The organism is Paenarthrobacter nitroguajacolicus, from assembly GCF_031455195.1.
GTDB lineage: Bacteria > Actinomycetota > Actinomycetes > Actinomycetales > Micrococcaceae > Arthrobacter > Arthrobacter nitroguajacolicus_D.
In genome coordinates this window covers 511,886-537,621 of record NZ_JAVDSH010000002.1, presented here as the reverse complement: position 1 = coordinate 537,621, position 25,736 = coordinate 511,886, and the positions used below count along the sequence as shown (strand labels likewise).

Annotated in this window: 19 protein-coding genes; 13 read left to right on the top strand and 6 right to left on the bottom strand. The window is 64.3% G+C overall.

All coding sequences use genetic code 11. The annotated features are described in order from the left end of the window. The first annotated feature begins 38 nt into the window (after positions 1-38). Positions 39-1,853: an acetyl/propionyl/methylcrotonyl-CoA carboxylase subunit alpha gene (locus tag J2Y68_RS06200; protein WP_309991083.1), complete on the top strand. Its 1,815-nt coding sequence runs from the start codon at positions 39-41 to the stop codon at positions 1,851-1,853. Between the two features lie 67 nt (positions 1,854-1,920). On the opposite strand, the gene J2Y68_RS06195 is transcribed toward J2Y68_RS06200, so the two are convergent. Next, entirely contained in the window at positions 1,921-3,330 is a 1,410-nt protein-coding gene (locus J2Y68_RS06195) for an MFS transporter (RefSeq protein ID WP_309991081.1), read from the bottom strand. A gap of 296 nt (positions 3,331-3,626) precedes the next feature. Between J2Y68_RS06195 and J2Y68_RS06190 the strand changes: the two genes are divergently transcribed. Genes J2Y68_RS06190 through J2Y68_RS06175 form a run of 4 tightly spaced genes read left to right on the top strand, consistent with a single transcriptional unit; the run spans position 3,627 to position 9,547 of the window. Beyond that, positions 3,627-5,039, top strand: coding sequence for an MFS transporter (locus J2Y68_RS06190; protein WP_284986173.1), 1,413 nt, complete (start codon positions 3,627-3,629; stop codon positions 5,037-5,039). After that, complete coding sequence (locus tag J2Y68_RS06185) at positions 5,040-7,247, top strand: molybdopterin oxidoreductase family protein (protein WP_309991077.1); 2,208 nt, start codon at positions 5,040-5,042, stop codon at positions 7,245-7,247. Continuing rightward, a complete protein-coding gene (locus J2Y68_RS06180; protein ID WP_309991075.1) occupies positions 7,244-8,806 on the top strand; it encodes an FAD-dependent oxidoreductase in 1,563 nt (520 codons plus the stop codon). The genes J2Y68_RS06185 and J2Y68_RS06180 overlap by 4 nt, the downstream gene beginning before the upstream one ends. Positions 8,807-8,815: 9 nt before the next feature. Next, positions 8,816-9,547 carry an MBL fold metallo-hydrolase gene (locus J2Y68_RS06175; protein ID WP_309991071.1) on the top strand — a complete coding sequence of 244 codons (732 nt, stop codon included), beginning with the start codon at positions 8,816-8,818 and terminating at the stop codon, positions 9,545-9,547. 9 nt (positions 9,548-9,556) lie between these two features. Here the strand turns inward: J2Y68_RS06175 and J2Y68_RS06170 are convergent, their stop codons facing one another. Next, positions 9,557-10,966: an NAD(P)H-quinone dehydrogenase gene (locus J2Y68_RS06170; RefSeq protein ID WP_142939798.1), complete on the bottom strand. Its 1,410-nt coding sequence runs from the start codon at positions 10,964-10,966 to the stop codon at positions 9,557-9,559. Between the two features lie 122 nt (positions 10,967-11,088). On the opposite strand from J2Y68_RS06170, the gene J2Y68_RS06165 reads away from it, so the two are divergent. The 4 genes from J2Y68_RS06165 (at position 11,089) to J2Y68_RS06150 (ending at position 17,526) form a co-directional block, all read left to right on the top strand. Further along, positions 11,089-11,889 (top strand): purine-nucleoside phosphorylase, encoded by an 801-nt coding sequence (locus tag J2Y68_RS06165; protein WP_261609007.1) that lies wholly within the window; start codon positions 11,089-11,091, stop codon positions 11,887-11,889. 475 nt (positions 11,890-12,364) lie between these two features. Continuing rightward, positions 12,365-13,966, top strand: a complete 1,602-nt coding sequence (locus J2Y68_RS06160) for a glycoside hydrolase family 68 protein (protein ID WP_309991066.1) — start codon at positions 12,365-12,367, stop codon at positions 13,964-13,966. 85 nt (positions 13,967-14,051) lie between these two features. Further along, positions 14,052-15,680: a glycoside hydrolase family 32 protein gene (locus J2Y68_RS06155; protein WP_309991064.1), complete on the top strand. Its 1,629-nt coding sequence runs from the start codon at positions 14,052-14,054 to the stop codon at positions 15,678-15,680. A 100-nt stretch (positions 15,681-15,780) separates the two neighbouring features. Next, positions 15,781-17,526 (top strand): phospho-sugar mutase, encoded by a 1,746-nt coding sequence (locus J2Y68_RS06150; protein ID WP_309991062.1) that lies wholly within the window; start codon positions 15,781-15,783, stop codon positions 17,524-17,526. Between the two features lie 5 nt (positions 17,527-17,531). On the opposite strand, the gene nirD is transcribed toward J2Y68_RS06150, so the two are convergent. Continuing rightward, a complete protein-coding gene (gene nirD, locus J2Y68_RS06145; protein WP_309991060.1) occupies positions 17,532-17,906 on the bottom strand; it encodes a nitrite reductase small subunit NirD in 375 nt (124 codons plus the stop codon). Positions 17,907-18,188: 282 nt separating this feature from the next. On the opposite strand from nirD, the gene nirB reads away from it, so the two are divergent. From nirB to J2Y68_RS06130, 3 genes are read left to right on the top strand one after another with little or no spacing between them, the layout of a single operon-like run. Then, the gene (gene nirB / locus J2Y68_RS06140; protein ID WP_309991058.1) at positions 18,189-20,819 is read left to right on the top strand and encodes a nitrite reductase large subunit NirB; all 2,631 of its coding nucleotides are present in this window, start codon (positions 18,189-18,191) and stop codon (positions 20,817-20,819) included. 9 nt (positions 20,820-20,828) lie between these two features. Then, entirely contained in the window at positions 20,829-21,863 is a 1,035-nt protein-coding gene (gene cobA / locus J2Y68_RS06135; RefSeq protein WP_309991055.1) for a uroporphyrinogen-III C-methyltransferase, read from the top strand. A 12-nt stretch (positions 21,864-21,875) separates the two neighbouring features. After that, positions 21,876-23,033 carry a uroporphyrinogen-III synthase gene (locus J2Y68_RS06130; RefSeq protein WP_309991052.1) on the top strand — a complete coding sequence of 386 codons (1,158 nt, stop codon included), beginning with the start codon at positions 21,876-21,878 and terminating at the stop codon, positions 23,031-23,033. A gap of 173 nt (positions 23,034-23,206) precedes the next feature. On the opposite strand, the gene J2Y68_RS06125 is transcribed toward J2Y68_RS06130, so the two are convergent. The 3 genes from J2Y68_RS06125 to J2Y68_RS06115 form a co-directional block, all read right to left on the bottom strand. Beyond that, complete coding sequence (locus J2Y68_RS06125) at positions 23,207-24,055, bottom strand: cation diffusion facilitator family transporter (RefSeq protein WP_309991049.1); 849 nt, start codon at positions 24,053-24,055, stop codon at positions 23,207-23,209. Then, the gene (locus J2Y68_RS06120; RefSeq protein WP_309991046.1) at positions 24,052-24,378 is read right to left on the bottom strand and encodes an ArsR/SmtB family transcription factor; all 327 of its coding nucleotides are present in this window, start codon (positions 24,376-24,378) and stop codon (positions 24,052-24,054) included. The genes J2Y68_RS06125 and J2Y68_RS06120 overlap by 4 nt, the downstream gene beginning before the upstream one ends. A 207-nt stretch (positions 24,379-24,585) precedes the next feature. Continuing rightward, positions 24,586-25,191, bottom strand: coding sequence for a dihydrofolate reductase family protein (locus J2Y68_RS06115; RefSeq protein WP_309991043.1), 606 nt, complete (start codon positions 25,189-25,191; stop codon positions 24,586-24,588). Between the two features lie 98 nt (positions 25,192-25,289). Between J2Y68_RS06115 and J2Y68_RS06110 the strand changes: the two genes are divergently transcribed. Then, positions 25,290-25,715, top strand: coding sequence for a hypothetical protein (locus tag J2Y68_RS06110; protein WP_309991040.1), 426 nt, complete (start codon positions 25,290-25,292; stop codon positions 25,713-25,715). Positions 25,716-25,736: the final 21 nt, after the last annotated feature.

Genomic DNA, 25,736 nt, shown 5'->3' with positions numbered 1-25,736 from the left:
CACGCTAGGCTCCCTGAAGGACAGAAGGAGTCAACAACTTGTCAGCTAACCCGGCGCAGCCCATTTCCAGCCCTCTTACCAAGGTCTTGATTGCCAACCGCGGCGAAATCGCGGTCCGCATCATCCGAGCCGCCCGGGACGAAGGCATTGCCTCCGTGGCGGTCTACGCCGACCCTGACCGGGACGCCCTCCACGTCCGCCTTGCGGACGAAGCCTATGCCTTGGGCGGCAACACCGCCGCTGAGTCGTACCTGGTGATGGACAAGATCATTGAGGTTGCCAAGCAGGCTGGCGCCGACGGCATCCACCCGGGTTACGGCTTCCTGGCCGAGAACGCCGAGTTTGCCGCGAAGGTCATCGACGCCGGCATCACCTGGATCGGCCCCTCCCCCGAGGCAATCTCGGCTTTGGGCGACAAAGTCCAAGCCCGCCACATCGCCGAAAAGGTGGGGGCTCCGTTGGTCCCCGGTACGGCTGACCCCGTGGAGTCCGCAGAGGAAATCCTGAAGTTTGCCGAGGAGTTCGGGCTTCCCGTTGCCATCAAGGCTGCCTTTGGCGGTGGCGGACGTGGCATCAAGGTGGCCCGCACCATGGACGAAATCCCTGAACTGTATGAGTCTGCCGTCCGCGAAGCCACCGCTGCTTTCGGCCGTGGCGAATGCTTCATCGAGCGCTTCCTCGATGCACCGCGCCACGTTGAGACGCAGTGCCTGGCCGACGCTTTCGGCAACGTAGTTGTTGTCTCCACCCGCGACTGCTCCCTTCAGCGCCGCAACCAGAAGCTCGTCGAGGAAGCCCCGGCACCCTACCTGAGCGAAGAGCAGGTCAAGCGCCTCTACGAATCCTCCAAGGCCATCCTCAAGGAAGCCAACTACCTTGGCGCCGGCACCTGCGAGTTCCTGGTGGGCCAGGACGGCACCATCTCCTTCCTCGAGGTGAACACCCGGCTCCAGGTGGAGCACTGCGTCTCCGAAGAAGTCACGGGCATCGACCTGGTCCGCGAGCAGTTCCGCATCGCCCGCGGTGAAGCCCTCGGCTACGAGGACCCCGAGGTCCGTGGCCACTCCTTCGAGTTCCGCATCACCGGCGAAGACCCGGGCCGCAACTTCATGCCCGCCCCGGGCACCATCACCACCCTGAAGAACCCGACCGGACCCGGCGTCCGGATCGATTCCGGCGTGGATCAGGGCGACGTCATCAGTGGCAATTTCGACTCCATGCTCTCCAAGCTGATCGTCACCGGCGCTACCCGCGAGCAGGCCCTGCAGCGTTCACGCCGCGCTTTGGAAGAGATGGTTGTGGAGGGTATCCCCACAGTTATTCCTTTCGACCTGGCAGTGGTCACCGACCCCGATTTCGCCCCGGCTGAGGGTCCGTTCAAGGTTCACACCCGCTGGATTGAAACTGAGTTCGTCAACAGCATCCCAGCATGGTCGGCCAGCTCTGCCGGCGTAGAAAACGACGACGCCGGTGAGCGCCAGCGCGTCATTGTCGAGGTTGGAGGCAAGCGCCTTGAAGTCGTCCTGCCATCCGGTCTGGGCGGCGGAGTGGCTGCTGTTTCCAGCGGCTCCGGCTCCAAGTCCGGGAAGTCCAAGAAGCGCTCCCGTTCCGCTGGTGCGACGGCCGCTGCGGCTGGCGGCGACGCCCTGACGTCGCCCATGCAGGGCACCATCGTCAAGGTGGCAGCCGCTGAAGGCGACGTCGTGGCGGAGGGCGATCTGATCGTCGTCCTTGAAGCCATGAAGATGGAGCAGCCCCTCACGGCACACAAGGCTGGCACCGTTCGCGGCTTGTCCGCTACGGCAGGCGAGACCGTCGCCGCTGGGGCCGTTATCGCCACCATCGAGGACTAGGAACACGTCAATAAACGACGGCGGCTCCGCACCGGAAAGGTGCGGAGCCGCCGTCGTTAAGGGCTGCTTAGGCTACGTTGTTTTCGTAGTCGGTGTCCTTGGTTTCACGGGTCAACCACAGGGCAATGAACGTAACCACGGCCGCGGCAGCCATGTAGGCACCCACCAACCACGTGCTTCCGTTCGCTGCCGACCAGAGTGCGATGGCCACGAACGATGCCGGGGCTGCGCCGATCATGGACGACAGGTTGTAGGCGACCGCGGAACCCGTGTAGCGGACGTTTGCCGGGAACAGTTCGGGCAGGATGGCGGCCATGGGACCGAAGGTCAGGCCCATGAGCGTGAAGCCGACAATGAGGCCAACCATGGCGGCAGCCTGGCCGGGGCCGAACATGGTGAACCAGAGCGCACCGAAGACAAAGATGCCGGCGGTGACGCCCAGCAGGAACTTCCGGCGGCCCCACCTCTCAGCCAGAGGCCCGGAAACCACCGTGAAGATACCGAAGAAGACCACGCCGATGATCAGCATCCACAGGAAGTCGGACCGGGTAATGCCCAAGCCGGGAACGAACGCTGCGATTTGGTCGGCCGTCATGGGCTTGCCGGCCTTTTCAGCCGCTGCCTGGGCACCTGCCAGAGTTGGCTTGGTGCCGTAGGACAGAGTGAACGTAGTCATGATGTAGAAGAGCACGTAGGTGGCAAACATGATGAACGTGCCGGCCACCACGGGCCGCCAGTGGCTCTTGAGCGTGGCTGCGAGGGGCAGCTTCTGGACCTTCTCCTGCTGGATGACCTTGGTGAAGGACACGCTTTCCACCAGTTTCAGGCGGACGTAGAGGCCCACGATGACCAGCACTGCACTGAGGATGAACGGAACCCGCCAGCCCCATGCGAGGAATTCTTCGGCGCTCAGGGCCACGTTCATCCAAATGAAGATGACGTTGGCAATGATGAAGCCGATCGGGGCACCAAGTTGCGGGAACGTCCCGTAGATGGCGCGCTTGCCTTCCGGGGCGTTTTCGGTGGCGAGCAAGGCCGCACCGGACCATTCCCCTCCCAGAGCGAGACCCTGGAAGAAGCGGAGCACCACCAGGAGGATGGGCGCCAGGATAGCCCAACCCGGCATCGAGGCCGTGGGCAGGAGTCCGATCAGGAACGTGGCAATACCCATGGTCAGCAACGAAGCGACCAGGGTGCCCTTGCGGCCGATCTTGTCACCGAAGTGTCCGAAGACCACGGCGCCGATCGGACGGGCGAAGAAGGCGACGCCGAAGATGGCAAACGCACTGAGCAACGCGTTGATGTCAGTGGCGTCCGGGAAGAAGAGCTTCGGGAAGACGAGTACCGACGCGGTGGCATAGGCGTAGAAGTCGTAGAACTCGATCGTCGTGCCGATCAGGCTGGCGAAGATCACTTTGCCCCGCGAGTTCACCGGCTGAGTGGACTCGCCTTCCTTGGATGGTGCGGTGGAAGACATGTAGTTGCAGCTTTCGTTCACGCCGGCCGATGCCCCAGGAGACGACCCCGGCGATGGATTATTCGAGAGTTCAATAATAGTTCCCGCTGTCCATTGACTGGACAACCAAGTCCAACATGCGGACAGCCGCAGAAATCCCACGATGTGGTCTGCGCCACAATACCTCACCACGGCCTCACGCGCCGGTGACCCCGCCGATAGGGAAATGTCACAGGGCGTTTACAAACAGCGTCCGTCCGTGAAATGCGCCAAACCTACCTTGGAAGAACAACGTCCCCCACCAAGGAGGCACTCCCGTGACTGTTGATAGCACCGCAGATGCACTGGTTCCCGTCCAGTCCACTGCTGCCGCCACCCCCACCCTTGAACACCGCCCCGGCCGCTGGATCGCCAACTGGGATGCCGAGGACAAGGGCCAGTGGGAAGCCGAAGGCCGGTCCATCGCCAAGCGAAACCTCTACTGGTCCATCTTCGCCGAATTCCTCGGATTCGTTGTCTGGCAGCTGTGGTCCATCGTGGTCGTCCAGCTCCCAGCTGCCGGTTTCGCGTTCGACTCCAACCAGATCTTCTGGCTCATCTCCATTCCCAGCCTCGTAGGCGCAACACTCCGAATCCCCTACACCTTCATGGTTCCGAAGTTCGGTGGCCGGAACTGGACCATCGTCTCGGCACTCCTGCTCCTGATCCCCACCACGGGATTGGCGATCTGCGTCTCCAACCCGGAAACGCCGTTCGGTGTCATGCTTCTCATCGCCGCCCTTGCAGGCTTCGGTGGCGGCAACTTCGCCAGCTCCATGGCCAACATCACCTTCTTCTACCCGGCCCGCGAAAAGGGTTGGGCGCTGGGCCTGAACGCCGCCGGCGGAAACCTGGGTGCCGCCGTCGCGCAGCTTGTTGTTCCGATCGCCATCACGCTCCTGGCGGCGGGAACCGTCAACCTTCCCATGGCCGGCATCATCTGGATTCCGCTGATCCTCATCGCCGCCTTCGGCGCCTGGAAGTACATGAACAACCTCACCAGCGCCAAAGGCGATGTGGCCGGCTCGCTGGCCGCCCTCAAGGAACCGCATCTGTGGGTCATGGCGTTCCTGTATATCGGTACCTTCGGTTCCTTCATCGGCTTTGCGGGCGTCTTCCCCAAACTGATCAAGGACTACTTCCCGGACTTCTCCTCCATCCACGTCGGCGCAGTTGCGCTCTCACTTGCCTTCCTCGGCCCGCTTGTCGGCTCCCTGGCCCGCCCCTACGGCGGACGCATGGCCGACCGGATGGGCGGGGCGCGAATGACCATTGCCTCCTTTGCTTCCATGGCCGTCATCACCCTCACCATGATCTGGACGTTGCCGCTGAAGAACTTCTGGCTCTTCCTCACCCTGTTCCTGCTCCTCTTCCTGGCGAGCGGCTTTGGTAACGGCGCAACGTACCGCATGATCCCGGTCATCTTCGCCACCTCCAGCAGGGCTGCACGGAGCGGGGCCAGTAGCGCGGCCACCGCCCGGCTTGCAGCATCCTCACTGGGCCTGATCTCTGCAATCGGCGCCTATGGCGGCTTCGTGATCCCGCAGGTGCTCAACGCCTCCAACACCACCGCAGGTTCCTACACCCCGGCGTTCTACGGATTCGTGGGAGCGTACGTCCTGATGCTCACCGTCTGCTGGGTCTGCTACATCCGCCCGGCCCGGAAGCGCAACACGATCGGACACATCTAGATGCCCAACGGCGCCGATACCCACTGCCCCTACTGCGCGCTCCAGTGCGCCATGACGCTGACCCCGACCGCGACGGACTCCGCCGCGCCGGGGCCGGCGCCCGCACCCACCGCAGAACCGGCCCAGCCAGCCGCGCCCCTGGAGGTCTCCGGGCGCGACTTCCCCACCAACCGGGGCGGGCTGTGCCGCAAAGGCTGGACATCGGCGTCGTTGTTGCATCACAACGGCCGGGTCACCGAACCGCTCCTCAAGGGATCGGACGGCGTCCACCAACCGATCTCCTGGGACCAAGCGCTCATGCTCATCGCAGCGGCCGTCAAGGACACCCAAAAGCAACACGGAAACGATGCGGTGGGCGTCTTCGGGGGCGGCGGCCTCACCAACGAGAAGGCGTACCTGCTGGGCAAGTTCGCGCGCCTGGCGCTGAGGACTTCCCGCATCGACTACAACGGCCGGTTCTGCATGTCCTCGGCTGCTGCGGCAGGCAACCGTGCGTTCGGTGTGGACCGCGGCCTCCCCTTCCCGGTAACGGACCTGGACACCGCGTCCGTCATCCTCATGCTCGGTTCCAACGTTGCCGAGACCATGCCACCTTTCGTCCCGCACCTGCAGGGCGCCCGCGACGCCGGCGGCCTGATCGTGGTGGATCCGCGCCGCTCGGCTACTGCTGCGTTGACGTCCGACGGCGGCGGCCTCCACCTGCAGCCGACGCCCGGTACCGATTTGGCCCTCCTTTTGGGCATCTCCCATGTGGTGGTGCACGAGGGCCTGGTGGATGCGGAGTTCATTGCTGCCAAGACCACGGGTTACGCGGCGGTGGTGCGCAGCCTGAACGCCTTCTGGCCCGAACGCGTCCAGACCATCACCGGCGTTCCCGCGAACCTCATCCGCGAGACCGCCCGGCGGCTGGTTCACGGTGCCCGTACCGGCGGCAGTTACATCCTGAGTGGTCGCGGCGTGGAACAGCACGTGGACGGCACGGACACGGCCACCGCTGCGATCAACCTCAGCCTCCTGCTCGGGCTGCCCGGTTCGGCGCGCAGCGGCTACGGCACACTCACCGGGCAGGGCAACGGCCAGGGCGGCCGGGAACACGGACAGAAGTCCGACCAGCTGCCCGGTTACCGCAAGATCACCGATCCCGCCGCCCGCGCCCACATCGCCCAGGTGTGGGGAATTGATGAGTCGCTGATCCCCGGACCGGGACTACCCGCCGTCGAACTCCTGAAGTCGCTCGGGAAGCCCGACGGCGTCCGTTGCCTTTTCGTGCACGGCGCCAACGTCGTGGTGTCAGCGCCTGATACCAACGCCGTGACCGCCGGGCTGCGGGCTCTCGACTTTCTGGTTGTCTGTGATTTCTTCATGTCAGAGACGGCCGCCGAAGCGGATCTGGTCCTGCCTGTCACGCAGTGGGCCGAGGAGGAGGGCACGCTGACCAACCTGGAGGGTCGGGTGATCCGCCGTCGCAAGGCGCTCAATCCTCCCCCGGGTGTGCGGAGCGAGTTGTGGCTCATGGCCCGGCTGGCTGAAATCCTGGAAGCCCCTTCCACGTTCAGCGACGACCCAGAGACGGTGTTCGAGGAACTTCGTCTGGCTTCCGCTGGCGGCTTGGCCGATTACTCGGGCATCGACTACGCCATGCTGGACCGCGGGGAGGCTGCCTACTGGCCCTTCCCCGTTGGCAGCGCCGGCACTCCGAGGCTTTTCGGCGATGGCTTCGCCCACGCTGATGGCAGGGCAGTCATGGTGCCCGTGACGCCGTCCAGACGGGCTGATCGTTCTTTTGCCGACGAGTCGCTGGCCCTGGCTACCGGCCGGCTGCTGGAGCACTACCAGTCCGGGTCCCAGACCCGACGGGTCGAGGCGTTGATGGCCTCGCAGCCGCAGGCACGGCTTCTGATCCATCCCGGAACCGCGGCTTCGCGTGGGATTGCGGACGGCGAGTACGCCACCGTCACGAACGAGCGCGGCGAGGTCCTTTGCCGCGCCGAGCTCAGCAACTCTGTCCGGCCTGACACCGTTTTCCTGCCGTTCCACTTCCCCGGCCAGGAGAACGCCAACCGCCTCACGGAGGCGGCCACGGATCCCATCTCCGGCATGCCGGAGTTCAAGACCAGCCGGGTGTGGGTTAAGAAGGCAGCGGCAACCCCGGTGGCAGCAACCGCCGTCGGGGTTCGAATGCTGGTAAACGTCAAGGAGGCTTTATGAGCGAGCGGATTGTCGTAGTAGGTTTCGGTCCCGTTGCCGCGCGGCTCGTGGACGAAATCCTCCCCGCTGTACGTTCGGGCCTGGTCCAGCTGATGGTGGTTGGACAGGAGCCGGAAGCTGCCTACAACCGCGTGATGGTTGCTGAACTGGGCGTGGGTCGGACCACTGCCGAGGCCCTCGCCATGGCTGACGCAGCAGAATTGATTGCCGACGGCGTCGACGTCAGGTTGGGCGTGAAGGTCAAAAGGATCGACCGGGCACGCCAGCACGTAGTGCTTTCCGATGGCAGCTCCGAGCATTATGACCGATTGGTGTTCGCCACTGGTTCCCGTCCCGTGATTCCCAACCTCACCGGCCTCAACCCCGACCCTGCCGGACCTGTGCTTCCGGCGGGAGTGACGGCGTTGCGCGATCTAAGGGACGCCGCCGTCCTCCGTGCTGCCGTGGCAGGTGGCAAGCGCGTGGTGGTACTGGGCGGTGGTGTCCTGGGCTTGGAGACGGCGCTGGCTGCCGCCGAAGAAGGCGCCCTGGCTACAGTCGTCCACAACGGCCCCTTCCCTTTGGGCCGCAGCATCGACCGCGGCAGCGGCTCCGTGCTCACCAACAGCTTGCGTTTGGGCGGAGTCAGGATGGCGGGCAACGCCCGCTCCACCGGTGTAGAGACTGCCGGGCCGGGTGGTTCCTTCTCTGCCCTGCTTCTTGACGATGGATCGGCCATTGACGGGGACTTGCTGGTGCTCTCCTGTGGTGTCCGCCCCCGGATAGAACTGGCCGAGGGTTGCGGCCTGCCGGTGGGCTCCGGAATCCTGGTGGACCACCACCTCCGGACCTTTCACGAGCCCCACATGTTCGCGATCGGTGACTGTGCGGAAGTGCGCTGCCCGGACGCTGCATGCCTCGATTGCCGGAGCGCCCCTGGTCCGTCCGGCCTGATTGGTCCGGGCTGGCGGCAGGCCGAATGGTTGGCCGAGTACCTCGTGGTACTGGCCCGCGACGGACAGGACGCAGCGGATGCCCTGGAAGCGCTCCCCCCGGAAAAGCCCGGTGTGGTGGTCCTGAAGGCGCGCGGCATCAACCTTGCCGTGGCGGGCGACAACCAGGCGGATCCCTGGGATGAAGAGCTATTGGAAGCCGGTGCTGCTTCCGGGCGCCCGCGGCGGCAGGTCTCGCAGTGGGCCGATCCCGAGCACGGCCGCTACGTAAAGATGACCACCCGGGGCGGTGTGCTGGAGGGCTTGGTGTCTGTGGGCATGCCCCGTACTGCTGCCGAACTGGTGGTCTTGTTTGAGCGCTCTTCCGAACTCCCCGCGGACCGGTCCTTGCTGCTGCGCCTGGATGGCCCGGACCAGCTGAACAGCGGCGCCACCAGCACCGACCCGCAACGGACCGTTTGCCGTTGCGCCGGGGTCAGCGCGGCCAGCATTGAAGATTCCATACTTGAGGGCTGCGACACGCTTGGCGAGGTTTCAAAGGCCACCCGCGCCGGAACAGGCTGCGGAGGCTGCCACGATGACATCAAAGGCATCATCGAGAAACACTTCCAGGCCGCCGCGGCCTAGAATTCCGGGGTGAAGATCTCTGAACCAGCTCCCGGAGTGCACTTCGTGGAAGGGCCCGCGTCCAATTGGCTCATTGTCCGTGACGATTCAGGCTTCCTGCTGATCGACGGCGGGTACCCGGCGGACCGCGATCTGGTGCTGGAGTCTGTCCGGCACCTGGGGCTGGACCCAGCCGATGCCAAGGCCATGCTCATCACGCACGGGCATGTGGACCACACGGGTTCGGCCGCGTATTTTTCGCAGACCTTCGGCACGCCTATCCTCTGTTCTCCCGAGGAGTTGGCGCACGTCCAGGGCCGGGAGAAGCACCAAGTCACGTTTGGGCAGGTGCTGGCGAGGGCCTGGCGTCCCCGCGTCTTCCGCTGGATGGTGCATGTCATCAACGCCAAAGCCCTCCAAGCGGAAGCTGCCACACGGGCGGAGGCCTGGACCGAGGAGAAGCTCCAAGGCCTGCCGGGACGCCCAACCGCGATCCTGCTCCCCGGGCACACCCCAGGCAACGCAGCTCTGCTGCTGCCCGGTGCCGGGGCGATCGCCGTGGGTGACTCTCTGGTCAGCGGACATCCGATCAGCCTGAAGTCCGGGCCGCAGATGCTGCACAGGATGTACCACTGGGACGCCCCGGCCGCGCTCGAAGCAACCCGCCGGTTGAGGAGCGTCCGGGCCAACGTGGTCCTGCCAGGCCACGGACCCGCGTTGCACATGTCTTTGGCTCAAGCTGTGCAGGCACTCAGCCAATAGGCGTTGGCGCTACATGTGAACGTGCAGGCGCCGCGCAGCTTCCGAGATGGATCCCGTCAGGGACGGGTACACCGTGAAAGCGCTGGCCACGTCATCGACGTGCAGCTTCTGGGTGACGGCAACCGAGATCGGGAAGATGAGCTCGGAGGCATTCGGGCCAACCACCACGCCACCGATCACTGTGCCGGATCCCTTGCGGGCGATGATCTTGACGAAGCCATCCTTGGTGTTGCGCATCTTGGCGCGGGCGTTGCTGAGCAGGGACAGCATCACAACATCGCCCTGGTATTTGCCCGACGCGAGGTCGGCCTCGGAAACGCCCACGGATGCGATTTCCGGGGAGGTGAAGATGTTGGACGCAACCTGGTTGAGCTTGAGGGGCTTCACGCCGTCACCCATGAAGTGGGCGATCGCAATCCGGCCCTGCATGGCTGCCACGGATGCGAGGGCGAACACACCGGTGCAGTCGCCGGCCGCGTAGATGTTGGGGGCAGTGGTGCGGGAAACGCCGTCCACCTTGATGTGGCCGGATTCCGTGAGTGTCACGCCCGCTTCTTCAAGGCCGATTCCAGCGGTGTTGGGAATGGACCCAACACACACCAGGCAGTGCGTACCTGTCACGATCGATCCGTCACCCAAGGTGACCTTCACGCCGTCGTCGGTCCGCTCCACCGCGTTCGCGCGGGACTTCGACAAAACACGTACGCCGCGGCGCTCAAAGACACCTTCCAGCAGCTTGGCCGCGTCAGTATCCTCGCCGGGAAGGACCTGGTCGCGGCTGGAGATGAGGGTGACCTTGGAGCCCAGGCCGTTGTAGGCGGAGGCGAACTCGGCGCCGGTCACACCGGAACCAACCACGATCAGTTCCTCGGGAAGTTCGTCCAGGTTGTAGATCTGGGCCCAGTTGAGGATGCGTTCGCCGTCGGGCTTGGCCGTGGGGAGTTCGCGCGGGTGGGCGCCGACAGCCAACAGGATTGCGTCGGCGTCAATGGTGCGGGTGCCGTCGATGGTCAGGACCTCGATGGTGTTGTTGTCCAGCAGCTTGCCGGAACCAATGACGATCTCCACGCCCAGGCGCTCAAGTCCTGCACGGATGTCCTCAGACTGTCCATGGGCCAGATTCAGCACGCGGTCGTTGATGTGTTTGAGGTCGGCGCGGGGTTTGGAGGCCGTACCGTCGCCGTCGAACTTCACTCCCAGCTCGTCCGCCTCACCGACGCGGGTCATGAGGTCAGCGGTGGCAATAAGGGTTTTGGACGGCACGACGTCGGTCAGCACGGCTGAGCCGCCGAGGCCTGCCCGCTCAACGATGGTGACGTGGGCGCCGAGTGAAGCGGCCACCATGGCAGCTTCATATCCGCCGGGACCACCTCCCAGGATCGCGATACGGGGGGCACTGAAGTCAACTTGGGTGGTCACAGTCCTCAATTCTCTCTCATTGGCACGCCGGCTGCCACTCAGCCCACCCTCACCCGGCCCTCGGTGCCTACCAAAGTCCGGTGGCCGCAAGGTAGCTTGTACCAGTGAGTAACACTGAGCTGATGAACACAGACCCCTTCGAAGCCGCCCAGGCCGCTGCAGACTTCATTGCCGCGGAAACCGGCATTGAGTCCCACGACGTAGCACTGGTGCTGGGATCCGGCTGGGCGGAGGCCGCCGATCTGATTGGCGAAACTACCGCCACCCTTAACGCCTCGGAGGTTCCCGGCTTCCACAAACCCGCGGTGGTGGGCCACGTCGGAACCATCCGCTCCGTCCTGACCAAAGAGGGCAAGCGGGCTTTGGTGCTCGGCGCAAGGACGCACTACTACGAAGGCAGGGGCGTCCGATCCGTAGTGCATGGCGTCCGCACTGCAGCGGCTGCCGGGTGCAAGACACTGGTCCTCACCAACGGCTGCGGCGGTCTCAATGAGGACTGGACGCCGGGCACGCCCGTGCTCATCAGCGACCACATCAACCTGACTGCCACCTCACCGCTTGAGGGCGCTACGTTCGTTGACCTCACCGATCTTTACTCCTCGCGTATCCGGGATCTTGCCCGCGAAGTGGATCCGTCCCTGCAGGAGGGTGTGTACGCGCAGTTCACCGGCCCGCACTACGAAACGCCGGCAGAGGTCCAGTACGCCAAGCGCATCGGCGCGGACCTCGTTGGCATGTCTACCGCGTTGGAAGCGATCGCAGGCCGCCATGCAGGCATGGAAGTCTTCGGCATTTCGCTGGTCACCAACCTCGCAGCGGGCATCAGCCCGGTTCCCTTGAGCCACGCGGAAGTCCTGGAAGCCGGCCAGGCTGCGGGCAAGCGGATCTCCAAGCTGCTGGCTGAGATTATCGCGAAGCTCTAAGGTTTTCGCCGCAATCAATGCGTGGTCACCGTCCGGTGGCCACGCATTGCTGCTTTAAGCAGGCACTTCATGGTGCGCGCTAACAACTCTTCCGGCATGTAAACGCACAGTAAATTCTCAGAATAAATAAGATTTATGCCGAAACATTTGACCCGCTTCCCGCGAATATGCCACGCGCGCATGTTGACAATGTAAGCGCTTGCGCATCTACCGGCGGGTAGCTTTTTGGGCGGCCGAAACGTCCTTTGATTTGCCACCTAACACGTGTCTAGCGTGGGAGCGTTCCGGTAAGTCGACGTGCCGGAGCGCGCCGCGGCGAGTCCCCCAACCGGGCCTCACCGCACTCCCGAAACGATGGCGTCCCTCGATGACGCCTCCCGCGGATCGACGGACGCCGGAGCAGGGAACCCCTCACCAGGAGACCAGGGCATGCGCCCCACTCCACGAAGTCCAACACTCCGCGAGAAGAGCAAGCATGAACACGCACTCAACCCCTCAACGGCCACGCCGGCGTCTGCGACGGGCAGTAGCCGTCGCAGCCGCAGCCAGCGTGGCAGGCAGCATCCTGCTGCTCACGCCGGCTGCGCAGGCCAACCTGCCAGCCGACCCGCCGTCCAGCACCATGCCGGCGCCAACGCCCGGCTTCCCCCTGCCGAGCCTGCACACCCAGCAGGCCTATGACCCCGCCGCGAACTTCACCTCCAAGTGGACGCGCGCGGATGCCAAACAGATCATGGCCCAGAGCAACCCCAACGTTGCGCCCGGACAGAACTCCATGAGCCCCAACGTCACCATGCCGGAAATCCCCGAGGACTTCCCCGCCATGAACGACGACGTCTGGGTCTGGGACACCTGGTCCCTGACAGACGAGAACGCCAACCAGGTCAGCTACAAGGGATGGGACGTGATCTTCTCCCTCGTGGCCGACCGCCACGCAGGCTACGGCTTCGACCAGCGTCACTGGAACGCCCGGATCGGCTACTTCTTCCGCAAGACCAACGCCGACCCCGCCAAGGACAAGTGGAACTACGGCGGCCATCTGTTCCTGGACAACACCTCCATCGGCAACACGGAATGGTCCGGCTCCACGCGCCTCATGCAAGGCAACAAGATCAATGTGTTCTATACGGCCACCACGTTCTACGACGTCGCCGAGCGCAACGCAGGAGGTGGCGGTATCGCCCCGGATGCGGCAATCGCAAAGGCCCTGGGCACCATCCACGCGGATAAGAACGGCGTGACCTTCGATGGTTTCCAGCACACCAAGCTGCTGGAACCGGACGGAAAGCTATACCAGAACAAGGCCCAGAACCCGGGCTTCGCCTTCCGTGATCCCTACACGTTCGCGGACCCCGCACACCCCGGCAAGACCTTCATGGTGTTCGAAGGCAACACCGGTGGCACCCGCGGCTCCTACAAGTGCAAGCAGGAAGACCTGGGCTACCGTCCGGGCGATCCGCACGCTGAGACGGTGGACCAGGTCAACAGCACCACGGGCGCCTGGTACCAGACCGCCAACGTGGGTCTGGCCGTGGCAGACAACAAGGACCTCACAAAGTGGAGCTTCCTCCCGCCGGTCCTGTCCGCCAACTGCGTCAACGACCAGACCGAGCGCCCGCAGATCTACATCCAAAACGAGAATGGCAAGAACAAGTACTACCTGTTCACCATCAGCCACCAGTTCACCTATGCCGACGGTATGCGCGGCCCCGACGGCGTCTACGGCTTCGTAGGCGACGGCGTTCGTTCGGACTACCAGCCGGTCAACAACAGCGGCCTGGCTTTGGGCTCCCCCACGGACCTGAACATGCCGGCCAACGCGCCGGAAGGTCCGGATCCTCGCCAGAACGGGCGCCAGTTCCAGGCCTACTCCCACTACGTCCAACCGGGCGGCCTCGTCCAGTCGTTCATCGACAACGTCGATGGCGTCCGCGGCGGTTCGCTCTCACCCACCGTGAAGATGAACTTCAAGGGCGGCGTGACCCAGGTTGACCGCAGCTTCGGCCAGAACGGCCTCGGCCCGTTCGGTTACCTGCCCACCAACGTCCGTGTTGGTGGCGAGGGCCTCTACAAATAACACCCCAGGCCGTCAGGCCACGGCGGGGGTGCCGGCTCCAGACGTGTTGGCACCCCCGCCACCCCAACCTCCCAGGATTCTTCCCATGACTCTTCCCAACCCCCACCTGTCCCGCCGCCACCTGCTGGCCGCGAGCGCCGCCGTCGTGGTTGGTTTTTCAGCCGCTGCCTGCACCCCGGATGAAAGCCCGACGCCGGCCCCCACCCTCGCGGCCAACGCACCCACCGCTTCGGATCCCTGGCGGCCGGCCGCCCACCTGACGGCAGCGAGGAACTGGCTCAACGACCCCAACGGGCTGGTCTTCCACGATGGGACATACCACGCCTTCTACCAGTACAACCCGCGCGGAAACTCATGGGGAAACATGTCATGGGGCCACTCAACCAGCACCGACCTGGTGCACTGGGAACAGCAGCCCGTAGCCATGGAAGCCAGCCCGGAGGAAGAGATCTTCTCTGGCTGCATCGTGATGGACACCAACAACGCATCCGGCCTCGGATCAGCCGGAAACCCGCCCATGGTTGCCCTCTACACCAGCGCCTACGGCAAGAACGGCGCGCTCCCCCAAGGCGCCCAGGCCCAGTCGGTGGCATTCAGCCTGGATAAGGGCACCACATGGGAGAAGTACCAGGGCAACCCCGTGCTCAACCTCGCGCCCACCAACAACAACTTCCGCGATCCCAAAATCACCTGGTACGAGCCCGGCCGATACTGGGTGATGTCCACGGTTGTGGCCGACGCCCAGGTAGTCAAACTCTTCAAATCCACTGATCTGCTCCACTGGGACTTCCTGAGTGATTTCTCCGGAGCCGGCGCGCAGGGAGGGCTGTGGGAAGTACCCGAGCTGATCCAGATGGGCGTTGAGGGTTCCACCGATAAGAAGTGGGTCATGCTGCTAAGCATCAATCCCGGTGGCATCGCCGGCGGATCGGGCATGCAGTACTTCGTGGGGGACTTCGACGGAACCCGGTTTGTTGCCGAGGACGCGGCGGCACCGGATGCACCACTCGCCGAATCTCAGTGGCTGGATCGCGGCGCCGACTACTACGCGGCGAACTCCATCTCCGGTGCACCCGGTGGCAAGCCTGTGCTCCTCGGCTGGATGGGCAACTGGGACTACGCCCAGCACGTTCCCACCACTCCCTGGCGCGGATCCATGGCCATCCCGCGCGAGCTCACACTGGTCCGCGGCGAGCACCGCCTCGAGCTGCGGTCGGCCATTGCCACGGTTGCACGGGAGGCTCTTGAGCGCGCTGGCAGTGCGGTGCAAGTCAAAAACCTCACCGTCGGCTCCGGGCTACAGCACCTGGTCGACGATTTCACCGCGCGGGCGCAGCTGCTTGAGGTGGAGATGGAGCTGACGTCGGCCCGCGAGGCAGGCTTGAACCTCCGTGCCTCGGCCGACGGAAAGTCCGCACTGCGGATCACTTACACCAAGGACACGCGCACGGTGAAAGTAGACCGTTCGAACGCCGGAACCACCAACTTTTCCGAGAAGTTCAGCCCGTACCACCAGGCCACGTTGCCTTCCTCCAGTAACGACGCCAAGGTCCGCCTCCAGATACTCCTGGATTCCTCGTCCGTGGAAGTCTTCGCAGGGGACGGCGCCATCGTCATCTCAGATACCTTCTTTCCTGACTGGGATGCCACGGGAACTTCAGCGTTCAGCACAGACGGGGACACGCGGTTTACGGTGCAAACGCGTAAGTTTTAGCTCGCAAGTGGGCGCGATCCCACCCTTTACGACCCCCTGGGTGACGGGATCCCACCCCTCGTTGCGCCCTACTCCTCCATTTGAGGATAGTTTTGTCCCTATGACATCCAACGATGCCGCCTTTGAACAGCTGCTCACCGACGCCCGCCTGTGGGCCTCCCAAGACCCGGACCCGGCAACGTCGGCCGAGCTCACCGAGCTCGTCGAACTCGCCGGAGGCGGCGACGCGGGAGCAGTCCAGGAACTGGGCGACAGCTTCAACGGCACCCTGCAATTCGGCACTGCCGGCCTTCGCGCCGCCCTCGGTCCTGGTCCCAACCGGATGAACCGCGTGGTGGTGCGCCGGGCAGCGGCAGGCTTGGCCGCCTTCCTGACCGAAGCGGTGGAGGCGGCTTCGCCCGGAACGCGGCCCCGCGCCGTCGTCGGCTTCGATGCACGCTACAACTCGGACATCTTTGCCCAGGAAACGGCCGCAATTTTCACCGCGGCAGGCATCGATACATTCCTCATGCCGTCAGCACTTCCGACCCCGTTGCTCGCCTACGCGGTCAGGAACCTGGATTGTGACGGCGGCGTGATGGTCACCGCGAGCCATAACCCCCCGCAGGACAACGGTTACAAGGTCTACCTGGGACGGCACGCCGTGGCTGAAAGCGGCCGCGGCTCACAGATCGTAGCCCCATATGACGCCGAGATCGCCGAAAAGATCCACGCAGTGGGCGCACTGGAATCAATCGAACTGGCCGACGGCGGCTGGACGGTCCTGCCCACCTCCATCGCGTCCGACTACGAAGCCGCCATGGCTGGCCTGGTGGATCGGGAGCACTTCCCCGCCCGGGACCTCAAGATCGTCTTGACGCCCATGCACGGAGTCGGCGGCGAAACGGCCGTTTCCGTCCTGAAGGCAGCAGGATTCACCGATGTGACCCTCGTGGCCGAACAGGCTCAGCCGGACCCGGACTTCCCCACCGTCGCCTTCCCCAACCCGGAAGAACCCGGCGCCTTGGACCTGGCCCTCGCAGCAGCCGCGGAATCAGGGGCGGACATCGTTTTGGCCAACGATCCCGACGCCGATCGGGCAGCGGTTGCAGCCCTGGACCCGGACACTGGAGCGTGGCGGATGCTGCGCGGCGACGAGGTAGGCGCACTCCTGGGGGCACACGTCGTAGCGCGTTTGACGGCCAGTACCGGCGACGAGCCGCAGGCCGGAGTCTTCGCCAACTCGATCGTTTCCTCGCGGCTGCTCTCGCGTATTGCCGCAACGGCCGGGTACGCGCACGAGGAAACACTCACGGGCTTCAAATGGATTTCACGCGTTCCAGGACTCATCTACGGGTACGAGGAAGCGTTGGGCTACTGTGTGGCTCCGGAGTTGGTGCGCGACAAGGACGGCATCTCGGCGGCGGTGCTGATCGCTGAATTCGCCGCAGCTGCGAAAGCCGAAGGCAGGACGATCTTCGACACCCTGGACGATCTCTACCTGGTACATGGACTGCATGCCAGCGACCAGCTGAGCATCCGGGTGGCGGATTTGGGACTTCTCGATGCCATGATGAACCGCTTGCGGGTCAACCCGCCCGAAGCCTTCGGGGGCTCCGCCGTGGAGGTCTTCACTGATCTGGCCGAGGGAAGCGACGCGTTGCCTCCCACCGACGGGCTGCAGTACCTGACCCGCGACCTCACCCGCGTGATCATCCGGCCCAGTGGCACGGAACCGAAGCTGAAGTGCTACCTGGAAGTCATCCAGGCTGTGGAATCCGCAGCGGAACTTCCCGCTGCGCGCCAAGCAGCGCGGACATCCTTGGACGAGGTCCTCGGGGACGTCCGCGAAGCGCTGGGCTTGTAAAACTCCTAGACCTCAACCTCGATGAAGCCATCCACCAAACGGGTGCGGAAAGCGTCGAGGCGGAGGTCGGGGTTGGTGAAGCACTCACCGGTTTCGAGGTCGTAGACCTCTTTGTGCAGGGGCGAGGCGATGGTCGGCCGGCTACCCCTGGACCCGATGATCCCGCGTGCCATGACGTTCGCGAGGGTCGCCGGGTCCTGCTGGTTCACGGCGAAAACCTCGGTGGCCGAGGTGCGGAAGAGTGCAATCTGCCGACCGCCGATCAACGCGGCTTCGCCCCAGGCCAATTCGAGCTCGTCCACCGGGCAAACACGCTGCCACGTAGCTGCGGCGCGCAGGTCACGCTCAAGAATGTCGGTAACGTCCAGAATTACGGTCATGTCAGCCCCTCTCACTGTGTCCGGGTGCTGGCAGTTTCCGCCGTCACTCCCCCGGACAGGGCCGCGCTTGCGGCCACTCCTCCACGCTAAAACCCGGGTGTTTCATCAGGGGGCGCGGATTGTGTCCACCTCGTAAAAGAGACCTCACACCCCAGGAAATGTCCTCGTGATGCAGAAGTTAAGATCACGAAACAAACGGGAAACTGAAGCGAAACTGCCCGTCCCTAGGCTGGAACCACAAGTTGCGACAGATCCGTTGGCAACATCTGCGAAAGGCCCACAGTGACCGGACACACTTCAAGTACAGAGAACCCGCGCCGCATCGTCGTCGTCGGCGGTGGTCCCGCCGCCCACCGCTTTGCTGATGCCATGTTCAACCGCGGACTTGAAGGTTGGCAGGTTACGGTGCTGACCGAAGAGGCCCACCTCCCTTACGACCGCGTGGCATTGAGCAAGGCGCTCACCGAAACCGGCGTGGACCTCACCCTGGGCGACGCTTCCATGTGGGAGCACGAAGCAATCACCCTCAAGACCGGCGAGCGCGCCGTCAAGATCGACTCCGCGGCCAAGAGCGTCCTCACTGCTGCCGGTAACAAGTACGAATACGACCACCTGGTGGTCGCCACGGGTTCGGATGCAGCCCGGCTGCCGATCCCCGGCGCTGAGCATACCCACGTTTACCGGACGCTCGAAGACGTATGGGCAATCAACCAGGCCATAGCCGGGCTGACGGAGAAGCTGGGACGCAAAGTCAGCGCCGTCACCATCGGTGGTGGCCTGCTGGGGCTTGAATCCGCAGCCGGCACCGAACAACTGGGAGCTACCCCGGTTGTCATCAACGGCTCGCCCTGGCTCATGAACACCCAGCTGGACGAAGGCGCAGGACAGGCCCTTGGCCGGCTCATCGAAGCCAAGGGCTTCACGGTCCACGGTGGCGTCTTCCCCTCCGAGGTGGTTACGGACGACGACGGTAATGTCACCGGAGTCCTTATGGCCGACGGCCGCACCATCGCAGCCGACATCGTGATCGTCGCAATTGGCGTCAGGCCCCGCGATGATCTCTTCCGCGCTGCGGAGGGCGAAGAGCAGCTCTTCAGCCTGGGCCAGCGTGGCGGTGTGGTGATCAACGATTTCTGCGCCACCGAGGTGGAGGGCATTTGGGCCATCGGTGAAGTAGCCAACTTCAACGGCATGTGCCTGGGCCTCGTTGCTCCGGCCAACACCATGGCCGAAATTGTTGCCGACCGCCTGCACGGCGGGGAAGCAACGTTCCCCGGCTTCGACACCGCCACCAAGCTCAAGCTCTCCGGTGTGGACGTCGCCAGCTTCGGCGACGCGTTCGCGAGGACTGAGCACGCCCTCGAAATCGTTTATGCCGACCCGGCGCGGGGCGTGTACCAAAAGATCGTCACCACCGACGATGCCAAGACTCTCCTGGGCGGCATTTTCGTGGGCGACGCCTCCCCGTACATGAGCCTGCGCCCCCTCCTGGGCCGGGAACTCCCTGCAGAACCCGGCGCTTACCTGAGCGCGGCCGGCGGAGGAGAAGCCCCGGAGACCGAACTCCCGGACGACGCCATCCTCTGCTCGTGCAACAACGTGGCCGCCGGCGCCATCCGTGATGCCATTAATGGGTGCGGCGCATGCGAAGGCAACGCTCCCGTACAAGAACTCGGCGAGCTCAAGGGGTGCACCCGTGCCGGAACCCAGTGTGGGTCCTGCGTTCCCATGCTGAAGAAGCTCCTCGAAGGCGAACTGACCAAGTCCGGTATTGAGGTCTCCAAGGCCCTCTGCGAGCACATCAGCCTCTCCCGCCAGGAACTCTTCGACGCTATCCGGGTGCTGGAGCTGACGTCCTTCGAAGACATCATGGCCAAGTACGGCACCGGCGCAGGTTGCGATATCTGCAAGCCGACCATCGCCTCCATCCTTGCCAGCCAGCACTCCGCCTACGTCCTGGACGCCGGCCGCGGTGCCCTGCAGGACACCAACGACCGCGCCCTGGCCAACATGCAGAAGGACGGCACCTACTCGGTGGTTCCGCGCATCGCCGGCGGTGAGATCACTCCCAAGGGGCTGGGCGTCATTGCTGCGGTGGCTGAGAAGTACAACCTCTACACCAAGATCACCGGTGGCCAGCGCATCGACATGTTCGGTGCCCGCCTGGAGCAGCTGCCGGATATCTGGAAGGAATTGGTTGATGCGGGCTTCGAGTCCGGGCAGGCCTACGGCAAGAGCCTCCGCACGGTGAAGTCCTGTGTGGGGTCCACCTGGTGCCGCTTCGGTGTCCAGGATTCCGTGGCCATGGCGATCGCTTTGGAGCTGCGCTACCGCGGCCTTCGCAGCCCGCACAAACTGAAGATGGGCGTCTCCGGTTGTGCCCGCGAATGTGCGGAAGCGCGTGGCAAGGATGTCGGTGTGATCGCCACCGCCGACGGTTGGAACCTCTACGTGGGAGGTAACGGCGGCGCCACCCCGGCGCACGCCAAGCTCCTCGCCAAGGACCTGGACGACGAAACGCTGCTGAAGTACATTGACCGCTACTTGATGTACTACATCCGCACCGCCGACCGGCTGCAGCGCACTGCTCGGTGGCAGGAAGAGCTTGATGGCGACATCAAGCACGTCGAGGACGTTGTGGTGCACGATTCCCTGGGCATCGCCGACGAGCTCGAAGCGGCCATGGCCAAGCACATCGACACCTACGAAGACGAGTGGGCCGAGACGTTGAAGGATCCGGAGCGCCTCCGCCGGTTCCGTTCGTTCGTCAACGCCCCCGACCAGAAGGACGAGTCCATCTCCTTCGTTCCGGAGCGTGGCCAGATCCGTCCGGCTACGAACGAAGAAAAGGGCGGCGTGCTCATCGCTTCCACCATCCCGGTCCGCAGCGACACCGTCAGCGCAGAAAACTAGGGGTCCCCCATGCAGCTCACCATTGATCTCACCGGACGCGATGTCCTGGTTGCCGGCTCCGAAAAGTCTGCCCGCCAAGCAATCCGCCGCTACCAGGACGCCGGAGCCCACGTGTTCCGGCTGAGCACACCCGAAGACGTCCCAAGTGACGGCCAACTCCCGGAGCGCCCGTTCCTGGTGGCGGTGGTGGACGACGGCGAGGCTGGTTGGCTCGGGCTGGTGGAACGCTGCCGCGATGCCGGAATCCCGGTAGCGTTCGAGCCCGCACCGGGCGTCGAAGGCCACGTCACCCTGGTGGGCGGTGGTCCGGGCGCCCTTGACCTGCTCACGGTCGGTGCGGTGGAAGCCCTGCGCGACGCCGACGTAGTGTTCTACGACCGGTTGGCTCCCTACCAGGAGTTGGCTTCCCTTACTTCTGCCGAGCTGGTTGACGTGGGGAAGCAGCCCGGCCTCCATAAGGTCACGCAACGCGACATCGAGAAACTCATGGTTGAAGCTGCTCTGCTGGGCAAGAACGTAGTCAGGCTCAAGGGCGGCGATCCCTATGTATTCGGACGCGGCGGCGAAGAGGTGGCGGCCTGCGTTGCGGCCGGCGTGCCGGTGCGTGTCATCTCCGGAGTCACCAGCGCCATTTCCGTACCAGCCGCAGCCGGAATTCCTGTAACGCACCGCGAAGTAAGCCACATGTTCACGGTTGTCTCCGGCCACGCTCCCCTGACCGAGAAAGAACACACCCACCTTGCCGGCCTGGGCGGAACGATCGTGGTCCTCATGGGCATAGGCACCCTGCCCCAACTTGCCGCGGGCCTTCGCCGGGCGGGGATGAGTCCGGACATGCCGATGGCCGTGGTGGAACGCGGATACCGTCCCGGGCAGCGCACCACCATCGCCGAACTCGGTACGATCGAAACTGCAGCCACCGGTTGCAGCAACCCTGCCGTGCTGGTCATCGGAGAGGTGGTCAGGGTGGCTGAAACCAACCGGAACCACGCCGAAGCATCCGCCGAACTGAGCCGACTCGCGGCTTCGCTCCTTGAAGCCTGAAGGTAAAAACACATGACTGTTGCACGTGCCATCGAAGTCCAGGAAGCCACTGCAGCTCCGGAAGCAACCGAAGCCGCAGATGCTCCGCTGGACGGATTCCGTATAGGCGTTACCTCGCACCGCCGTTCCCGTGACCTCATCGAGGCACTGGAGCGTCGCGGTGCGAGCGTGTTGCACGCCCCTGCCTTGAAGATCGCCCCTGTGCAGGAAGACATGGTCCTCATCGAGGACACCCGGACCATCATCGCTGCCCGGCCGGATATCTGTATCGCCACCACCGCCTACGGTATGCGCCGTTGGTGCGAAGCCGCTGATTCCTTTGGCATTGGCGAGCAGCTCCTGGAAGCGCTGTCTGCCTGCCGCATGTTTGTCCGGGGGCCCAAAGCCCGCGGTGCCGTGCGCGCGGCAGGACTTGCCGACGTCGGAATCAGCAGCGATGAAACCACCGCAACGCTGGTGGACATGCTGTTGGCTGAGGGCGTGCGGGGAAAGACTGTGGCCGTGCAGTTGCACGGGTACACGGATGTCCGCCAGCTAGAACGGCTCCGCATGTCCGGTGCCACCGTCCTGACCGTGACCCCGTACCGCTGGGTCAAACCCGACGGCGAAGACAAACTGCCTCGCCTGATCGAAGCGGTGGTTGGCGGGAACCTGGACGTCCTCACGTTCACCAGCGCCCCGGCAGTGGACGCCATGTGGAGCACCGCGCATGAAATGGGCTTGTACCGGTCCCTCATCGAAGCCCTTAAGGGACCCGTGACGGTCGCGGCTGTTGGGCCCGTCACTGCGCAGCCACTTGTGGACGCCGGCCTCACACCCCTCATTCCTGACAGGTACCGTATGGGTGCGTTGATCCGCCTTGTGACGGAGCACCTGTCCCTGAACCATGTGCGGCGGTTGGAGACAACGAGCGCCACGATTGAGCTGCGGGGTCGCTGCTTGCGGATCAATGGTGAGGTGGTGGACTTGGCTCCTGCGCCCCTGCTGCTGCTGCGGGCGCTGCTCGGCGCTGGTGGAGCTGTCCTGTCCCGGGAAGCGCTCTCGGACTTGTTGGACCTGCGCGGATCCGTCCATGCTTTGGATATGACGGTCAGCAGGCTGCGCTCCTCCCTTCCCGACGGCAAGCTTGTGGAGACAGTCGTCAAGCGGGGCTACCGCTTGAGGGCATAGGTTTCCCGACACTGGCCAACCCCGAGGCGCCCACCGCCGACATCGGTCCTTGCTTCGCGAACTCTTACGTCCCGGGCGTCTTTCCCCTCGGCGGCGAGGACTTGAAGGAAGAGGTCCAGGGCCGGACCGCTGTTTGGGCAGCCCTGGATAGTGCGTAGTTCGTAGTTCACGGCTCAGTCGATCCTGGGGTTCAACGAGAGGCTGAGAGCCTTCGGTTCAGGCGTGGAACCACATCCTTCGCAGCAGCCGGGAGTCTTGCCTTCTTCAGCGTTCCCGTTCCTTGGTAATGCCGCGTCCGAATCAACTTCGCCGCTGTCGTGGCCCGTCCCTTCGCCCGTTTCCGCAACGGAGCAGCAATCGTCCGCTTCTGAGCCATGCGCGTCGCCGGTCGCACCGGGGAGGGTGCAGCACACGTCTCCGCGCCAGGCATTGATGCCCTCACGGACCGCGATCGCTGCGATAACCAGCGCGGCGCCGGCGTCGGCCCACCACCAGCCCAAGGTGCTGTTCAAGACCAGACCAACCAGCAACACCGCTGACAGGTAAGTGCAGAGCAGCGTCTGTTTGGAATCCGCCACCGCCGTTTTGGAGCCGAACTCACGGCCGGCACACCGCTGAGCCCAAGACAACACCGGCATGATCGCCAAACTCAACGCGGCGACAACAATGCCCGGTGTTGAATGCTGGGCTTCGCCGGCACCGGTCAGTGAGCGGACAGCGTCCACGGCCACGAACGCAGCCAGAGCGAAGAAGGAGATAGCGATGATCCGCAACGTCAGGTGCTCGCGTCGTTCAGGGTCCTTGGCAGAGAATTGCCAGGACAAGGCAAGAGCCGAGGTCACCTCGATCACCGAATCCATTCCGAAGCCGATCAAAGCGGAGGAGTCAGCGACCCCTCCCGCCCACAGTGCCACAACTGCCTCGATGATGTTATAGGTGATGGTCGCCGCGGCGAAGAGCCTGATCCTGCGGCTGAGGACCGCGCGGCGATCCGAAGTCGGTTCATTCAGGAGGGCGGTCATGCGAAGCACTCTCCGTCCGGGGCGCAGCAGGCAGGGTCCACTGCGAGGACCACACAGAGCAGGTCCTTGATCGCATGCCCAAGCCGGCCGTCAGCCAGCTCATAGCGTGTCCGCCGCCCGTCCGGCACGGCGACCACAAGGCCGCAGCCGCGCAAGCAGGTCAGGTGGTTGGACATACTCTGCCGGGACACCCCAATCGAATCCGCCAAATCGGACGGGTAAGACGGGGCGTCGGCCAGACGCAAAAGAACCTGGGCCCTGGTCGGATCAGAGACCGCGTAACCGAACCGGGCCAGCACCGGTGCATGCGTAAGGGTTTCCATGGATCCAGAGTACATTGATTGCTGTATTCAGTTAGTTCTGTACTCAGGGGCTTATTCCTGTGCATGGCCCGATTGAAACGTGGTTGAGGACCCGTTGCGAACACAACTGCCACAGTTGATGTCGGAGGCTGTCCGTTAGAAAGCTATGGCGCACGTTACTGTTACCCCCGGGCCATGGACATCCCGGGAATCGCTGGCCGCACTGCGCTATTCCTTGACGCCGCCCACACTGTAGGTGACGTGGGTGACCAGTCCGGTACCGCTGACGGACGTTGGTTCGAGCTCAAGGTTCCCCACGCCGTCGAGCAGCCGCTCCCCGCCACCCAGGATTACGGGAGCTATGTGGAGGCGCAGTTCGTCGATCAGCCCGGCCGACAGGAATTGCCGCGCAGTCGACGCGCCCCCGGCAATGGCCACGTCCTTCGCCCCCGCAGCGTTCCGTGCCAAGGCCAGCGCAGCTTCGATTCCATCGTTGATGAAGTGGAACGTGGTACCACCCTGCATTTCCAGGGGCTCGCGAACATGGTGGGTCAGCACATACACCGGCGCGCGATAGGGCGGCTCCTCGTCCCACCAACCGCGCCATTCGGCGTCCCAAGGGCCCGGGCCCGGTCCGGCAAACATATTCCTGCCCATGATGAAGGCCCCGGCAGCCAGGATCCCCTCCACCTGGGCGGCGTTGGCTTCCCGTTCCTCGAACTGCCAGCGGTGCAGGGTCTCGCCCCGCTCCCCCAACGGCATCTGCAGGCTTTGGTGGGGACCGGCAACGAAGCCGTCGAGGGACACGGTGAGGTCGCATGTGACTCGGCTCATGCGCCCATCATTGCATCCCACACCCTGAAGTGGTGCCAACCCCTCGCCAAACCACCACAGCTAGGCGGACACTGGGGCTAAACCTTCAGGAGGATCCCATGGCACGTGCAGCAAACCTGGAGCAACTTGGCATCCTGGTGGGCGAGTGGGAAACCACCGTCCCAGGGCGGGAGGTGAAGGGCCGGACGACGTTCGAGTGGCTCGAAAACGGCGGCTTCCTCATCCAACACTCCACGGTGCAGCAGCCGGACTATCCCAACTCGGTCAGCATCATCGGCGCCACGGGCTCCGACGGGGCATTCCAGCAGCACTACTTCGATTCCCGCGGCGTCGCACGAATTTACGACATGATCCTCGAAGACAAGGTGTTGACGCTTTTCAGGGACGGTCCGGACTGGCCTCAGCGGTTCGTGGGACGGTTCAGCGACGATGGCAACACCATCAACGCACGCCTGGAACGCGGCACGTACCCCGGCGGGCCACTGGAGCACGACTTCGACATGGTCTACACACGGATACGCTGACACCCGCCGGGCACCAGCCAG

Excerpts from the sequence above, each read along its gene's own strand:
- J2Y68_RS06195 (WP_309991081.1), bottom strand. The coding sequence starts at position 3,330 with ATGTCTTCCACCGCACCATCCAAGGAAGGCGAGTCCACTCAGCCGGTG.
- J2Y68_RS06185 (WP_309991077.1), top strand. The coding sequence starts at position 5,040 with ATGCCCAACGGCGCCGATACCCACTGCCCCTACTGCGCGCTCCAGTGC.
- J2Y68_RS06180 (WP_309991075.1), top strand. The coding sequence starts at position 7,244 with ATGAGCGAGCGGATTGTCGTAGTAGGTTTCGGTCCCGTTGCCGCGCGG.
- J2Y68_RS06165 (WP_261609007.1), top strand. The coding sequence starts at position 11,089 with ATGAACACAGACCCCTTCGAAGCCGCCCAGGCCGCTGCAGACTTCATT.
- J2Y68_RS06160 (WP_309991066.1), top strand. The coding sequence starts at position 12,365 with ATGAACACGCACTCAACCCCTCAACGGCCACGCCGGCGTCTGCGACGG.
- J2Y68_RS06155 (WP_309991064.1), top strand. The coding sequence starts at position 14,052 with ATGACTCTTCCCAACCCCCACCTGTCCCGCCGCCACCTGCTGGCCGCG.
- J2Y68_RS06150 (WP_309991062.1), top strand. The coding sequence starts at position 15,781 with ATGACATCCAACGATGCCGCCTTTGAACAGCTGCTCACCGACGCCCGC.
- nirD (WP_309991060.1), bottom strand. The coding sequence starts at position 17,906 with ATGACCGTAATTCTGGACGTTACCGACATTCTTGAGCGTGACCTGCGC.
- cobA (WP_309991055.1), top strand. The coding sequence starts at position 20,829 with ATGCAGCTCACCATTGATCTCACCGGACGCGATGTCCTGGTTGCCGGC.
- J2Y68_RS06130 (WP_309991052.1), top strand. The coding sequence starts at position 21,876 with ATGACTGTTGCACGTGCCATCGAAGTCCAGGAAGCCACTGCAGCTCCG.
- J2Y68_RS06125 (WP_309991049.1), bottom strand. The coding sequence starts at position 24,055 with ATGACCGCCCTCCTGAATGAACCGACTTCGGATCGCCGCGCGGTCCTC.
- J2Y68_RS06120 (WP_309991046.1), bottom strand. The coding sequence starts at position 24,378 with ATGGAAACCCTTACGCATGCACCGGTGCTGGCCCGGTTCGGTTACGCG.
- J2Y68_RS06115 (WP_309991043.1), bottom strand. The coding sequence starts at position 25,191 with ATGAGCCGAGTCACATGCGACCTCACCGTGTCCCTCGACGGCTTCGTT.
- J2Y68_RS06110 (WP_309991040.1), top strand. The coding sequence starts at position 25,290 with ATGGCACGTGCAGCAAACCTGGAGCAACTTGGCATCCTGGTGGGCGAG.